At 66.4% G+C, this 15,322-nt stretch carries 9 protein-coding genes; all 9 read right to left on the reverse strand.

Features of this window, described 5'->3' with window-relative positions:
- Positions 1 to 17: 17 nt before the first annotated feature.
- Positions 18 to 764 (reverse strand): UDP-2,3-diacylglucosamine diphosphatase, encoded by a 747-nt coding sequence (gene lpxH, locus QP552_RS04260; protein WP_106550081.1) that lies wholly within the window; start codon positions 762 to 764, stop codon positions 18 to 20.
- Positions 765 to 831: 67 nt separating this feature from the next.
- Complete coding sequence (locus QP552_RS04265; protein WP_099551270.1) at positions 832 to 1,371, reverse strand: phosphatase PAP2 family protein; 540 nt, start codon at positions 1,369 to 1,371, stop codon at positions 832 to 834.
- Positions 1,352 to 2,497, reverse strand: a complete 1,146-nt coding sequence (locus QP552_RS04270) for a glycosyltransferase family 1 protein (protein ID WP_106550082.1) — start codon at positions 2,495 to 2,497, stop codon at positions 1,352 to 1,354. The genes QP552_RS04265 and QP552_RS04270 overlap by 20 nt, the downstream gene beginning before the upstream one ends.
- 142 nt (positions 2,498 to 2,639) lie before the next feature.
- Positions 2,640 to 5,564 carry a TonB-dependent receptor gene (locus QP552_RS04275; RefSeq protein WP_286075090.1) on the reverse strand — a complete coding sequence of 975 codons (2,925 nt, stop codon included), beginning with the start codon at positions 5,562 to 5,564 and terminating at the stop codon, positions 2,640 to 2,642.
- A 339-nt stretch (positions 5,565 to 5,903) separates the two neighbouring features.
- Positions 5,904 to 8,828 carry a TonB-dependent receptor gene (locus tag QP552_RS04280; protein ID WP_106550084.1) on the reverse strand — a complete coding sequence of 975 codons (2,925 nt, stop codon included), beginning with the start codon at positions 8,826 to 8,828 and terminating at the stop codon, positions 5,904 to 5,906.
- 300 nt (positions 8,829 to 9,128) lie between these two features.
- The gene (gene ppx / locus QP552_RS04285) at positions 9,129 to 10,655 is read right to left on the reverse strand and encodes an exopolyphosphatase (protein WP_286075093.1); all 1,527 of its coding nucleotides are present in this window, start codon (positions 10,653 to 10,655) and stop codon (positions 9,129 to 9,131) included.
- Between the two features lie 437 nt (positions 10,656 to 11,092).
- Positions 11,093 to 13,180, reverse strand: coding sequence for a polyphosphate kinase 1 (gene ppk1, locus QP552_RS04290; protein ID WP_106550086.1), 2,088 nt, complete (start codon positions 13,178 to 13,180; stop codon positions 11,093 to 11,095).
- Positions 13,181 to 13,184: 4 nt separating this feature from the next.
- The gene (gene phoR / locus QP552_RS04295) at positions 13,185 to 14,516 is read right to left on the reverse strand and encodes a phosphate regulon sensor histidine kinase PhoR (protein WP_087921666.1); all 1,332 of its coding nucleotides are present in this window, start codon (positions 14,514 to 14,516) and stop codon (positions 13,185 to 13,187) included.
- A 106-nt stretch (positions 14,517 to 14,622) separates the two neighbouring features.
- Positions 14,623 to 15,312, reverse strand: a complete 690-nt coding sequence (gene phoB, locus QP552_RS04300) for a phosphate regulon transcriptional regulator PhoB (protein WP_005408258.1) — start codon at positions 15,310 to 15,312, stop codon at positions 14,623 to 14,625.
- Positions 15,313 to 15,322: the final 10 nt, after the last annotated feature.

A 15,322-nucleotide genomic window follows, 5' to 3' on the forward strand; every position in this document is an offset into this window, starting at 1 on the left:
TTTCCTGCCGACGGGAATTACCCGCGGGCGAGGGTATCCAGCGACCAGCCGCTGGCGTCCACGCGCAGCACCGAACCCTGCTCGTACCAGTCGCCCAGCACGATGCGGGTACAGGCGCGACCACCCGCCTGCAGCGAGTGGATCGCCGGACGATGGGTGTGGCCATGGATCATGGTGTCCACGCCATGGCGCACGAAGGTGGCATCGACTTCGGACGGAGCCACGTCGGTGACGGTCTCGAACTGCGCGCGATCACCCTGCTTCATTTCCGACTGGCGGGCCTGGCTGGCTTCACGCGCCTTCTGCGCGAACGCGATACGCGCGGCCAGCGGCTGCGACAGGAACTGCGCCTGGAACACCGGGTCACGGGTCTGTGCACGGAACTGCTGGTAGGGAATGTCATCGGTGCACAGCAGGTCGCCGTGCTGCAGCAGCACCGGACGGCCGTAGAGGTCGATCATGCACGGGTCGGGCAGGATGCGCAGGCCGGCGCGGCGCGCGTAGTCCTCGCCAAGCAGGAAGTCACGGTTGCCGCGGATGAAGTACACCGGTACGCCGCTGTCGGACAGCACCTTCAGTGCATCGGCCACCGCGTCGGCGGCGGGCGAGGGAGTGTCGTCGCCGATCCAGGCTTCGAACAGGTCGCCGAGGATGTACAGCGCATCGGCGCCGGGTGCCTGCTCGCGCAGGAAGCGCAGGAACAGGTCGGTGATCTCCGGACGGCTGGGGTCCAGGTGCAGGTCGGAAATGAACAACGTGGTCATGCGGGCATTCTAGGGCATCCATCGCCGGGCATGGCCCGGCGCCACCAAACGGATCTGACCCCGGGGGCTACACCGGCAACGGCAACCAGGCCAGGCTGGCCGAGGCCAGCCCGATGGCGATGCCGGTGGCGGCCAGCACGTCGCTGGGGTAATGCAGGCCCAACACGACACGCGACAGCGCCACGCCCACCGTGAACGGCACCAGCAGTGGTGCCAGCCATGGGTAGTAGGCCAGCGCCACGATGGTGAACGACACCGCGTGCAGGGTATGCCCGGAGGGGAAGCTGAACTCGTCCAGTGGTGCCACCCAGGCGCGGATGCGCAGGTCGGCGGCATACGGGCGCGGGCGCCGGGTCCAACGCTTGAGGCCCTTGTACAGCAACAGCGCGGCCAGGCCGGTGGCGGCCATGTGCACGGACGCGCGCAGGCCGTCGAAGCCATCAAGCAGCACCAGGGCGCCCATCAGCACATACCAGAACACGCCATCGCCGAGCCGGCTGATGACCGCGAACAGGCGGCGCACGCGGCGGCGGCGGCAGTAGTGGTTGGCCCGCCGGCACAGGCGTGCTTCGCGGTCGGCCAGCAGTTCAAGCCGCGTTGTGCGCATGGCCGGTCCTCCGCGACTGGGCCAGTTCGGCCAGCAGGGCGTCGAATTCCGCCACCACCTGCTGCGGATGCAGGCGCTTCATCGCGCGTGCGGCGTTGCTGCCCAGCACGTGGCGCTGCGCGTCATCCGCGGCCAGTTGCACGGCCGCTTCGATGAACTGCTCATCGTTGTCCACCGCGGCGCCATTCTCGCCATTGCGCAGGTACTCGCGCGCAGCGCCGTAATCGAAGGCCACCGTTGCTACGCCGCTGGCCATGCTTTCAAGGGTCACGTTGCCGAAGGTCTCGCTGCGGCTGGGGAACAGGAACAGATCGCCGCTGGCGAAATGACGTGCAAGGGCTTCGCCGCGCTGGATGCCGCAGAAGATGAAGTCGGGATTTTCATGCGCCAGCTTTTCGCGGGCCGGGCCATCGCCCACCCACACAAAGCGCGCCTTGGGACGGATCTGCTGCAGCCGGCGGAAGGCCTTCACCGCCAGCCCGAGGTTTTTCTCCGCAGCGATGCGGCCGACGTAGATCGCCACCAGGCCGTTGCCGTCCACACCCCACTCTTCGCGCAGGGCAGGGTCACGACGGTTCGGATCGAACTGCTGGCTGTCGACCGCGCGCGCCAGCAGGCGCACACGTTCGAAGCCCTGCTCGCCGAGGAACTGCTGCAGTTCGCGGGTGGGTACCAGGGTTGCATCGGCCTGGTTGTGGAAGCGGCGCATCCAGCGCATCGCGGCGGCCTGCAGCCAGGCCACGCCGTAGTCGGGCAGGTACTCGTCGAAGCGGGTGTGGAAGCCACTGGCCACCGGGATGCCGAGGCGCCGTGCGGTGCGCACCGCCGACCAGCCCAGCGGGCCTTCGGTGGCGACATAGACGGCATCCGGGCGTTGCTGCTGCCAATGACGGCCGAGCCGGATCGGTGCCGGCATGCCGAAGCGCAGGCCGGGGTAACGCGGCAGGGCGGCGCCGGGAACCAGCAGGGTGCCCGGGGCGGAGTCCAACGCTTCGTTGGCCTGGCGGGGCCGGATCAGGTCGATCTCATGGCCGGCGTTGCGCAGTCCCTGCTCCAGCCCCTGTACGGTGAGGGCAACGCCGTTCACTTCCGGCGGATAGGTCTCGGTGACGATGGCATAGCGCATGGCGGGCCTCCGGGTTTCCGGCATGCTCGGGCCTGGCGATGTAGCCGATGTGACCGCTTTGCGACCGGCAGATGACGCGGCCGGGAGCCCACGCCACCACGGCCCCGAAGGGCCGTGGTGGGCACCGCGCATGGTGCTTGGATCAGAAGCGCTGCTGGTATTTCATGTAGATGAAACGGCCGATGTCGAAGCCACCGTAGTAGGAGAAGTTGGAACTCGGCTGGCTGTACATGGCCGGGCCCTGGCGGCCGAACACGTTGTTGGCGCCGATCGAAACGGTGGCGTCCCACGGCAGGCTGTAGCGTGCCTGCACGTCATGGAAGGTGACCGATCCACGACGGTTGTAGTCGCGCGTACCGCTGAACCATGGCGCACGCTGGTCGGGGTGGGAACACTCGTTCGGATAATCCTCCGCACCCAGGCAGCGTTCCTTGACCGCGGAGAAGTAGCGCAGGCCCCAGGTCAGGCCGAGATTGCCATGCTCCCAGCCCAGCGACGCGTTGGAGCGCACGCGGAAGCCGATGCCGCCGTTGGTGGCGATGCCATTGCTGGGGATGGCCGGTACGCCGGCTTCGTTGGTGGTCTTCTCTTCGGCGTTGACCACATAGGTGGTCTTCCAGTCGGCGCTCAACCTGCCCCAGCGGGTTTCGATCTTGTGGCCGATCTCCAGGTCATAGCCTTCTGCCTGGCGGAAGCCGCTGTTGCGGTTGCCGAAGTTCAGCTTGTTGACGATGCCCAGTTCCGGGTCGCGGGTGAAGCTGCTGCAGCGCTCCGCAATGCCCAGCTCGTAGCAGTCGCGGAGGATGTCATTGGGATGGTCGGAAACGATGGTGTTGTCGATGCGGATCTTCCACCAGTCCAGCGCGATGTGAAGTCCTTCGGCGAACGTCGGGCTCCAGACCAGGCCCAGGGTGCGGCTGGTCGAGGTTTCCGGCTGCAGGTCGGGATTGGAGCCGTTGGTGAAGGGCAGGGGCGTCTGCCCACTGCTGCCGGTGATGGGTTCATTGCCCTGGCCGAGCTGGCGGTAGGTGTCGGCATTGGCAATATCGGCGGCGCAGCGTGCGCGGACCTCGGCACTGCTTGCGGCTGCGCCATGGACCGTATCGCAGGGATCGCGGAAGCCGGTGGTGAACGTCTCGGAGCCGCCGCCGTACAGGTTGGCGATGGTCGGCGCACGGAAGCCCTGTGCCCAGGTGCCGCGGACCAGCAGCTGATCGATCGGCTTCCAGGTGAAGCCGAACTTGCTGTTGAGGGTTCCGCCGAAGGTGGAGTAGTCCGAGTACCGCGTCGCCGCGCTGAGGGTGAGTTCGCGGGCGCCGGCGAGGTCGCGCAGCACCGGCACGCTCAGTTCCAGGTAGGCCTCGTCGACGCGGTAGCCGCCACCGGTGGGGCCGGCAGCCAGGTTGGTGGTGGCACCGGTCTGCGCCAGCGCATCAGGGATGAAGCGGCCGTCCTCGCGGCGGCTCTCGGCACCCACGGCGAAGCCCAGCTCACCGGCGGGCAGGCTGGCAAGGCTGCCGCTGAGGTTGGCGAACAGGTTGCGTGTGGTGGTGCGGCCGCGGGTGAGCTCTTCCGGGAACAGCCAGTCCTGAAGCTCCGTGTTGCCGGTCAGGCCATAGGGATCATCCTGGCCATACGGAACCAGCGGGTTCCAGGGTTTGCAGCCTGCGATCGGCGCATCCGGCGTTCCGCACTCGACCTTGCCGGTTGCCGGGTTGTAGAACGAAGGACCGGTGGCATCGGCCACGCGCTGCTTGTGCAGGTTGCCGGTGGCACGCTGGGTCAGCTCACTGCGGTTGTACTGGTAGCCCGCTTCCCAGTCGAAGTCGCGACCGCCGAATTCGAAGTTGCCCTCGAATGCCGCGACGGCCTGCCAGGTGGTCAGATCGCTGGTGCTGACGCGAGGAATCTCCCAGGTACGACGGTTCCAGTGCACATCGCTGGGCGTGTCGTAGCCGTGATGGCTGCCGAACGGATTGAACCAGCTGTCGGCCGACATCGGGGTGATGCCGGCTGCGCCGGACTGGAAGGGGTAGCCGGCGATCTGGCGCGTGGTGGTGCGCCGGTTGTAGGCCAGCTGGGAGTTGAAACGGACCTGGTCGTTCAGATCCACGCGCGCATCGACGAAGATCGAATCGCGCTTGATCGGCGTCTGCAGATGCATCTGCTCGTTGCTGTTGCTGACATCACCGGTGAACGGTGTGTTGTCGCTGAGGTGGAAGCTGTCCGGTCCACCCGGCTGGCTGCCACGGTCGAGCGAATAGCTGCAGCCCCGGGTGTTGCTGCAGCCGGGGCCCTTGAAGCCGGTGATGCGGCCCCACTGGCCGACGGTGGTCCAGCCGTCATCCGCGTGGCCGTCGGTATAGGTATAGGCGCTGAAGCCGCGGTCCTTGGCCCAGACGCCCTTTTCTTCGACATGCTCGGCAGCAATGCTGATGGAAGCACGGTCATTGGACCAGCCGGCAACCACGTCGTACTGGGTACGGGCACCGTCGCCTTCACTGTACTGGCCGTGATAGACGTTGGCGGTTACACCCTGAACGTTGCGCCGGGTGATGATGTTCACCACGCCGGCCATCGCGTCGGACCCGTAGATGGCCGAGGCACCGTCCTTGAGCACTTCCATTCGTTCCACCGCAGCGGCTGGAATGCTGGAGATGTCCTGGTAACCAGATGTGGTCATACCCAGCCGCTTGCCGTTGACCAGCACCAGGGTGCGCTGCGCACCGAGGCCACGCATGTTCACGTAGCTGCCACCGGCGGTCTCGCCAGCGCTGAGCGGGCTGGCGCGGCTCAACGCGGGGCTGCCGGTGGCAGTCAGGTTCTGCAGGATGTCGGCAACGGAGTTGAAGCCCTGTCGCTCGATGTCGGCGCGGCTGACGGTCAGCACCGGCTGTGCGGTTTCCAGGTCGACCTGGCGGATGCGTGAGCCGGTGATTTCGATGCGGTCCAGCGTGGTGGCTTCCGGTGCCTGCTGCGCGAGTGCGGGAACGGCCAGGGTTGTGGTCGCCGTGATTGCAAGCGCACGACGGATCGCCAGCCCCAGTGCGGGAATACGGATGGTCATGGGTCTCTCTCTCTCAGTCTTCGAAGTCTTCGGTGCGCGGCCAAGCGGGCTGCGCCAACGCCACCGCAGGCGGTGGTTGTTCGAACCTAGTGAAGGAGGAGAGGGAGAGGTATGGGGAAAGGACGAAATCGCCATGGCACGGCATGACGCTTCCGCACAAACCGGAAGTGAATCAATCGATTGATCTGATCGACGTGGGAGCGATGGACGAAACACCCTCGCCTCGACTCTGGACCGAAAGCGTCATGGCAATTGCAGGCAGCGACAACCTGCGCGGAAACAGAAAAAAACCACGGCCCCGAAGGGCCGTGGTCGTGGTGCTTCAACAGCGCGGATGGATCAGAAGCGCTGGGTGTACTTCATGTAGATGAAACGACCGATGTCGTAACCGCCGTAGTACGAGAAGACCGAGCGGGGCTTGGTGTACATGACCGGGCCCTGCTTGTCGAACACGTTGTTGGCACCGACCGAAACGGTGGCATCCCACGGCAGGTTGTAGCGGAACTGCACGTCGTGGAAGGTCACCGCGCCACGCTCGTTGTAGTTGCGCGCACCCTTGTACCACGGCGCGATCACGCCCGGATCGGAGCACTCGTCGGCGTACTTGGTCGGGTTGACGCACTGTTCCTTGACGCTGGAGTAGTAGCGCGCGGTCCAGCTCACGCCGAAGTTCTCCAGGTCCCAACCGACGGTCAGGTTCGAACGCACGCGGAAGCCGATGCCCGAGTTGGTGACGATGCCGTTGCTGACGGTCGGCACGATCGAGCTGTCGTTGGACGAGCGGGAGATGTCCTTGGCCACGTAGGTGGTCGACCAGGAGGTGCTCAGCTTGCCGTAGTCGGTTTCCAGGCGGTACGACAGGTCCATGTCGTAGCCTTCGACTTCGGCGAAGCCGGCGTTGCGGCCGCCGAACCTCAGGCCGGTGACGATGCCGTTGGACGGATTGCGGGTGAAGCGCGCGCAACGATCGGCCAGGCCCTGCTCGTAGCAGTCGATCAGGATCTGGTTCGGGCTGTCATCGACGATGGTGTCGTCGATGCGGATCTTCCACCAGTCCAGCGAGACATTGAGGTTGCTGACGAAGGTCGGGCTCCAGACCACGCCCAGGGTGCGGCTGGTCGAGGTTTCCGGCTTCAGGTTCGGGTTCGAACCACCGATGAACGGGGTCGGCGTAGCGGCAACCGAGCCTTCGGTCGGCTTGTTGCTGCTGTCCAGCTGGCGGAAGTTGGCGACATCGGCGATGTCCTTCGCGCAGCGTGCGCGGACTTCGGCGCTGCTCTTGGCCGAACCGTACTTGCTGTCGCACGGGTCAGAGAAGTTGGCGAAGGTTTCCGAACCACCACCGTACAGGTCGGAGATGGTCGGGGCACGGAAGCCCTGCGCCCAGGTACCACGCACCAGCAGCTGGTCGATCGGCTTCCACTTGAAGCCGAACTTGCTGTTGAGGGTGTTGCCGAAGGTGTTGTAGTCCGAGAAGCGGGTCGCGGCGTTGAGGCTCAGCTCACGGGCACCCGGCAGGTCGGCCAGCACCGGCACGTTCAACTCCAGGTAGGCTTCCTTCACCTTGTACGAGCCACCGGTCGGGCCAGCGGCCAGGTTGGTGGTGGCACCGGTCTGGGCCAGTGCATCCGGCACGAACTTGCCGGTTTCCTCGCGGTTTTCCACGCCGAAGGCAAAGCCCAGGTCACCGGCGGGCAGGGTGAACAGGCTGCCGCTGATGGTGGCGAAGGCGTTCTTGGAGGTGGTGCGGCCGGTGGCGTTCTCAGCCGGGAACAGCCAGTCCTGCAGGGCCTGGTTGTTGGTCATGCCATACGGGCTTTCCACGCCGTAGGGAACCAGCGGGTTCCACGGCAGGCAGCCGGCGATCGGCGCGCCCGGGGTGCCGCACTCCACCTTGCCGGTGGTGGCGTTGTAGTACGACGGACCGGTGGCGGCCTGTACGCGGCCCTTGTGCAGGTTGCCGGTGGTGTGCTGGCGCAGCTCGTTCTTGTTGTACTGGTAGCCCACTTCCCAGTCGAAGTAGCGCTCGCCGATCTCGAAGGAACCATCAAACGCGGCAACCGCGCGGTAGGTCTTCAGTTCGCTGGTGCTGGTGCGCGGCAGTTCCCACAGGCGACGGTTCCACTTCACTGCCGTCGGCGTGGCGTAGCCATGCTGGTTGCCGAACGGGTTGAAGTAGCTGTCGATCGACATCGGGTTGATCTTGGCGACGTCGACATCGAACGGATAGCCGGCGGTGACGCGGGTCGAGGAGCGCTTGTTGTAGCCCAGCTCGGCCTTGAAGCGCACGGTGTCGGTGATGTTGGCCTGGCCCGAGAAGTACAGCGAATCACGCTTGATCGGATAGCTCAGGTGCATCTGATCGTTGGTGTTGCTGACGTCACCGGTGAACGCGGTCGGGTCGGTGAAGTGGTAGTTGGCCGGGTTGGTCGGGTCGCTGCCGCGGTTGAGCGCGTAGTCGCAACCGGCGGCCTTGGTGCAGCCCGGGCCGCCCTTCACGCCATAGAACTGGCCCCACTGGCTGTTGGTGGTCCAGCCATCGGTCGGGTGGCGGTCGGTGTTGCTGTAGCGGCTGAAGCCGCGGTCGCGCGCCCACACGGCCTTTTCTTCGGAGTGCTCGGCAGCGAACGTGGCCGAGAAGCGGTCGTTGGACCAGCCGGCAACCACGTCGAAGCGGTCACGCGCGCCGTCGCCTTCGCCGTACTGGCCGTGGTAGACGTTGGCGGTGATGCCGCTGACGTTGGTGCGGGTGATGATGTTGATCACGCCGGCCATCGCGTCGGAGCCGTAGATGGCCGAGGCGCCGTCCTTCAGCACTTCGATGCGTTCCACCGCCGACACCGGCAGGGTCGACACGTCCTGGTAGCCGCTGGTGCTGATGCCCAGGCGCTTGCCGTTGACCAGCACCAGCGTGCGCTGGGTGCCGAGGTTGCGCATGTTGACGTAGGTACCACCGGCATCTTCACCGGCCGACAGCACGTTGGCACGGCTGATGGTCGGGCTGCCCATCGCGGTGACGTTCTGCAGGATGTCCGATACCGAGCTGAAACCCTGGCGTTCGATGTCCAGGCGGGACAGGGCCAGCACCGGCTGGGCGGTTTCAACGTCAACCTGGCGGATGCGCGAACCGGTGATCTCGATGCGGTCCAGGGTGGTCGGTGCAGTGCTGCTGCTCTGGGCGAAGGCCGGCAGGGCAGCCAGCGTAGCGGTGGTCGCCAGGGCGTAACGGATGGCCTGGCCCAGCGCGGTGGTACGTGAAGTCATTAACGATCTCTCTCTCAGGTCGTGCGCGAGACGTCACTCCGGACGTCGATGAAGCCGGTCGTTAATCAGACCGACGACCGATAGTAGTCTCGTTGGTTAACGTCCTGTAAAGAGAGCGTGTCGAAAGTTGTCACTGCGCTTCACGTCATTTCACGAAAAATGAACAAAAGCAGATGCTTATGCCATTTCGGCATAGGCAGCGTCCGGCTTCAACTGCTGCGATGCAGCAGGAATTGCGCGAAAAACGCGCAGAGGAGGCCTAAGGCGACGCGTTGTGACGCGCCGCCCTGGCAGTAGCGATCAGGCCACGAACGGCCGGAACTGGATGCCCAGGCCAGCGAGGCCGTCGGTCTCGCCGATCAGGTCGGCGCGGAGCAGCGGGCGGGCATCGATGAAGGCCTGCGGCACGATCAGCGACAGGCGGTTGTCGTCGGCGGTCAGCTCCAATGCCGGCAGCGGATCGTCCTCGTGGGCACGGTTGAGCAGTACCGCCAGGCGCAGCAGGGCGGCCAACCGGCGTGCGGTCAGCAGCAGGCGCTCGGGCAGGGCGTCGAAGGCGGTCTTGGTCACGCTGCGGCGATGGCTGCGTACCAGTGCGGCCAGCATCTGCTGCTCCTGCCGCGAGAAGCCGGCGATGTCCGAGTGCTCCAGCACGTAGCTGCCATGCACGTGGTAGCCGCTGTGGGCAATCATCAAGCCCAGTTCGTGCAGGCGCGCGGCCCAGCCGAGCATGCGTGCGTCGTCGGCATCGAGCTTCCAGCGCTCCTGCACCTGCTCCAGCAGCGACAGCGCGGTGTCCTGCACGCGGTCGGCCTGTACCGTGTCGATGCCGTAGCGCTGGCTGAGCGCGGCCACCGATTCGTCACGCAGGTCGTTCTCACCGGCGCGGCCGACGATGTCATACAGGATGCCTTCGCGCATCGCCGCCTTGCTGACCAGCAGTTTCTGCAGGCCCAGCGCCTGGAAGGCCGCTTCCAGCACCAGGATGCCGCCGGCGATGATCGGGCGGCGGTCACTGGACAGGCCCGGCAACTGGATGTCGTCGATCTTCTTGGCCCTCAGCAGTTCGTCGCGCAGCTGGGGCAGGGCCTCGGCGGTGATCGCGCCCTTGCTCAGCTTCATCGTCGCGCAGATCTCGCTGATCGCCTTGTGCGTACCCGAGGAGCCGAGCGCTTCCTGCCAGCCCAGTGCGCGGTACTTGCTGGCAAAGGGCTGGAACTCGCGGCCGATCTCGGCCAGCGCATCCTTCCAGCGCTTCTTGCTCAGCTTGCCACCCGGGAAGAAGCGGCGGGTGCTGGCGATGCAGCCGGCCTGCAGGCTCTCGCGCTCCAGGGTCTGCATGCCCATGCCGATGATGAATTCGGTGGAGCCACCGCCAATGTCGATGACCAGTCGGCGCTGCCCGGGCTTGGGCGGTTGCGCGTGGGCCACGCCAAGGTAGATCAGGCGCGCTTCTTCGCGGCCGCTGACCACTTCAATGGCATGTCCCAGCGCGGTTTCGGCCGGGACCAGGAACGACTGCGGCGAGCGCAGCTGGCGTACGGTGTTGGTGGCCAATGCGCGTACCCGGTGCGGCGGCACATTGCGGATGCGCTGGCCGAAACGGGCCAGGCATTCCAGCGCGCGCTGCCGTGCAGCGGCAGAGAGGCCACCTTTGCCATCCAGGCCGTCGGCCATGCGCACCGTCTCGCGCAGGCGGTCGATCACCCGCAGCTGGCCGAGCGTGTAGCGCGCGATGACCATGTGGAAACTGTTGGAGCCAAGGTCGATGGCGGCCAGCAGGTCGCCATCCTGCAATGCGGGCGGAGTCGTGGTGGTATGCGGCATGGGCGAATGTTAGCCGAAGGGGCGGTGTGCTCGTCACCGCGTGGCCTTCACATTTTGGAAGAGGGGAGTGCGGCAGGGCTGCGCCCTGCACCTGCCGAATCAACGGCAACAGCAACAGCAGGCTATCCGTGGGATGGCGGGGTGGGTCCGATGGCAGGGGACGCCGTGAACCCGTCCATGGGGGCTTGGTCGCGCTTGCTCGTGTGCGCTGTCCTGCGCACACGGCAAGACCGGGGTTGGGCGTCCTGCCCAACCCGCCCGAGGCATGCCTCGGGCCCATGGCGCTCACACCCCCGCAACCGGACCCATCCCGCCTTCGACAGTTCTCTGCGATCTGCTGGACGGCACGGGGTCGGATCCCGTTGCTGCGCAACGGGCTCTGACCCCGGTGTTATGCATGAACGCTGCTGTGCCGACCAAGGTCGGCACCCACCGGGTCAGAGTCCCTGCATCAATGCCATCTGCGCAGAATGCGGGGCTTCGTCGTGGGCCGGTGCACGCTTGTGGTAGATGCCGTCGGCATCCAGTTCCCAGGCGTTGAGGTTGTCGTCGAGGTAGTTCTGCAGGACTTCGCGGTAGACCCGCTTGGCCAGCTCCGGGTCCAGGATCGGGAAGCAGGTCTCGACCCGCCGCAGCAGGTTGCGTTCCAGCCAGTCGGCACTGGCGCAGTACATCTCCGGCGCGCCGTCGTTGCCGAACCAGTAGACGCGACTGTGCTCCAGGAAGCGGCCGACGATCGAGCGCACGCGGATGTTGTCCGACACACCCGGCACGCCCGGGCGCAGGGTGCAGGCGCCGCGGATGATCAGGTCGATCTGCACGCCCGCCTGCGAGGCGGCGTACAGCGCGCGTACCACCTGCGGTTCGTTCAGGGCGTTCATCTTGGCGATGATCCGCGCCGGGCGGCCGGCGGCGGCGATGCGCGTTTCGCGCTCAATGCGGCCGAGGATGCCGGTGTGCAGGGTGAAGGGCGACTGCAGCAGGCGCTTGAGCTTCATCTTCGACGCCAGCCCGGACAGCTGCTGGAACAGCAGGTGCACGTCGTTGCCGATGTCCGCATCGGCGGTGATCAGGCTGATGTCGGTGTACGCGCGGGCGGTACCGCTGTGGTAGTTGCCGGTACCCAGGTGCACGTAGCGGCGCAGCTTGCGGCCCTCGCGGCGCACGATCAGCAGCATCTTGGCGTGGGTCTTGTAGCCGACCACGCCGTACACCACCTGTACGCCAGCTTCCTGCAGGCGATCGGCCAGGCCCAGGTTGGCCTCTTCGTCGAAGCGCGCGCGCAGCTCGACCACCACGGTCACGTCCTTGCCGTTGCGTGCGGCCTGGATCAGCGCGTCGACAATGAGCGAGTCCTTGCCGGTGCGGTACAGGGTCTGCTTGATCGCCAGCACGTTGGGATCGATCGCCGCCTGCCGGATCAGGTCCAGCACCGCGGTGAAGGCATCGAACGGGTGGTGCAGCAGCAGGTCCTGGCGCGAGGCTGTCTCGAAGATGCCGTCGCTGTCGCGCAGTGTGCGCGGGGTCATCGGCGGGTACTTCAGGTCCGGCTGTGCGATCAGGTCGTACAGCTGGATGATGCGGTTGAGGTTGACCGGGCCGTCGATGCGGTACACCGCGTTCTCGGTCAGGCCGAAGTTCTGCAGCAGGGTGCGCACGATCTCGCGCGGCATGTCCTGCGCGATTTCCAGCCGCACCGCCGGCCGGTAGCCGCGATCGACCAGTTCGTCGCGCAGTGCCAGCGCCAGGTTCTCCACTTCCTCCTCGTCCACCACCAGCTCGGAATTGCGGGTAACGCGGAACTGGTAGGCACCCTGGACTTCCATGCCCGGGAACAGCTCATCGACGAAGGTGGACAGCACCGACGACAGGAACACGAAGTTCTGCGATCCGCCGAGCTTCTCCGGCAGCTGGATGATGCGCGGCAGCGAGCGCGGCGCACGCACGATGGCCAGGTGGCCGGCGCGGCCGAACGCGTCGGTGCCCTTCAGCACCACCACGATGTTCAGCGACTTGTTGAGGATCTTCGGGAACGGATGCACCGGGTCCAGGCCCAGCGGCGACAGCACCGGCATGATCTCGTTGCGGAAGTACGCGCGCAGCCAGCGCTTCTGGCGGTGGGTCCACGAATGCCGGCCGAGTACGCCGATTCCGGCCTCCATCAGTGCCGGGCGCAGCGTCTCGTTCCAGCAGCGGTACTGCTGGTCCACCAGTTCGGCGGCACGGTCGTGGATCGCGTTGAGGATGGCCTGCGGGCTCATCCCGTCCGGTGCCGGCGGCAGGCCGAACTCCTGCGCGTGGCGGACGGCGGCGGCGCGGATCTCGAAGAACTCGTCCAGGTTGGTGCAGGAGATGCACATGAAGCGCAGGCGCTCCAGCAGCGGTACCTGCGGATCCATCGCCTGGGCCAGCACGCGGAAGTTGAAATCCAGCTGCGACAGTTCGCGGTTGATGTAGAGCGCCGGGTCGCGCAACGGATCGTTGTCCGGGCTCACGGGGAGGGGGAGGGATCCGAGGCTGCTCATGGCGTCATTCTTCGATGGAAGTCAGGGGGGCGGACTCGCGCGGGCGCACGTGGTCGGCATCGAAATGGCAGGAAAACACCGAGCCCTTGCCGACCTCGCTTTCAATCTCCAGCCGCGCGTGGTGCAGGCCGAGGATGTGCTTGACGATGGACAGGCCCAGGCCGGTACCGCCGCTTTCGCGGGAACGGCTGCTGGAGACACGGTAGAAACGTTCGGTCAGGCGCGGCAGGTGGGTGGCCGGGATGCCGTAACCGGAATCGCGCACCGCCAGCACCGCGCCGTCGCCTTCGCGGCGGAATTCCACCGCGATGCGGCCACCGGCCGGGGTATAGCGCACCGCGTTGGTCACCAGGTTGGAGAAGGCGCTGTGCAGTTCCTTGGTGGAGCCCTGCAGGTCGACGCCGGCCAGATCATCGATGCTGATCTGGTGGCGGCCCTGGCTGTGCGCCTCGGCCTCGCGGCGCAGCGTGGCCAGCATCGGCTGCATCGCCACCGTCTCTTCCTCGCTGTGTTCCTGCGATTCCAGGCGCGACAGGGTCAGCAGGTCTTCCACCAGCTGGGCCATGCGCTGGCTCTGCTTGCGCATTTCTTCCAGCATCGGTCCGGTTCCCGGGAAATCCTCCGGGTCCATCATGTCCAGGTAGCCGTGGACCACGGTGAGGGGCGTGCGCAGTTCGTGTGAAACGTTGGCGACGAAGTCGCGGCGTACCTGTTCCAGGCGCAGCAGCTTGCTGACGTCGCGGGCGATCAGCAGCCAGTAGTCCGACGAATAGGGAATCAGGCGCAGGTTCAGGCGGATCGCAGGATCGACCGGCGAGGGCACGTCCAGGATCGGCTCGGCATTGCGGCCGCCGGCCAGCCAGTGGGCAAGCGGCATCGGCTGCAGGCGCTCGACCAGCGCCTCGCCGAGGTCGCCCGGATGATGCAGGCCGAGCAGGGCGGTGGCCGCTTCGTTGAACCACTGCACGCGCTGGCTGTTGCGGTCCAGCACCACCACGGCGTCGGGCAGCGCGGCAGCGGCGGCGCGGTAGCTGCGCAGCATGTCGAGCAGGCGGCGCTTGCGAACGCGCATTTCCACCTGGTTGCGGTACAGCAGGCGGTCCAGCTCGTTCCAGACGCCGGTGCCTTCCTCGGCGGTGTCCCAGCGCTGGCGCGCGGTCAGCCGGCGCAGCACGCTGCGCAGCCGCCAGTAATGCCAGGCCAGGGTGGCCAGCGCGCCCAGTGCGATGCACAACCACAGGTGACCCGTGAACCACCCCACCAGTCCGGAGAACAGCAGTACCGCGGCAACGGTGGCCAGGGTCTTCAACCAGGCAGAGCGGATGTGGCGGGGCATTGCGATCTCGTCGTTGAGGTGCGGCGGTTCACTGGGGTGAACCGAGGGTTATAGCAGAGTTGCCGGTGCCGGCACCCGCGGGTGCGCGGCGCCGGCACGACGAGACTCAGGTGGCGGTGGAGAAGCGGTAGCCGGCGCCGCGCACGGTCTGCACCATGTTCTCGGCGTTGAACGGTTCCAGCGTCTTGCGCAGGCGGCGGATGTGCACGTCGATGGTGCGCTCCTCCACGTACACGCTGCCGCCCCACACATGGTCCAGCAGCTGGGCGCGGGTGTAGACGCGCTCGGGGTGGGTCATGAAGAAGTGCAGCAGGCGGTATTCGGTCGGGCCGATCGGCACCGGCTGGTCGTTGGCGAACACGCGATGGGCGGCACCGTCGATGCGGATCGGTCCGACCGCCACGCTGCCGTCCTCGTCGTCCTCGCGGGCGCGGCGCATGACCGCACGGATGCGGGCCAGCAGTTCGCGCGCCGAGAACGGCTTGACCACGTAGTCGTCGACACCGGCTTCCAGGCCACCGACGCGGTCGTTCTCTTCACCGCGGGCGGTCAGCATGATGATCGGCACTTCGCGGGTCAGCGTCTCCTTGCGCCAGCGGCGGGCCAGATCCAGGCCGCTGGTGCCGGGCAGCATCCAGTCCAGCAGGATCAGGTCGGGAACGCGGTCGGCGATCGCGGTCTGGGCCTCACGGGCATCGCCGGCGTGGACCGGTTCGTAATCGCCCTTGCGCAGGGCGAAGGCGACCATTTCACGGATCGCGGGCTCGTCATCGACGATCAGGATGCGTTTCTGCACGAGGACACCG

Source organism: Stenotrophomonas sp. 59 (assembly GCF_030291095.1).
Classification (GTDB): domain Bacteria; phylum Pseudomonadota; class Gammaproteobacteria; order Xanthomonadales; family Xanthomonadaceae; genus Stenotrophomonas; species Stenotrophomonas maltophilia_Q.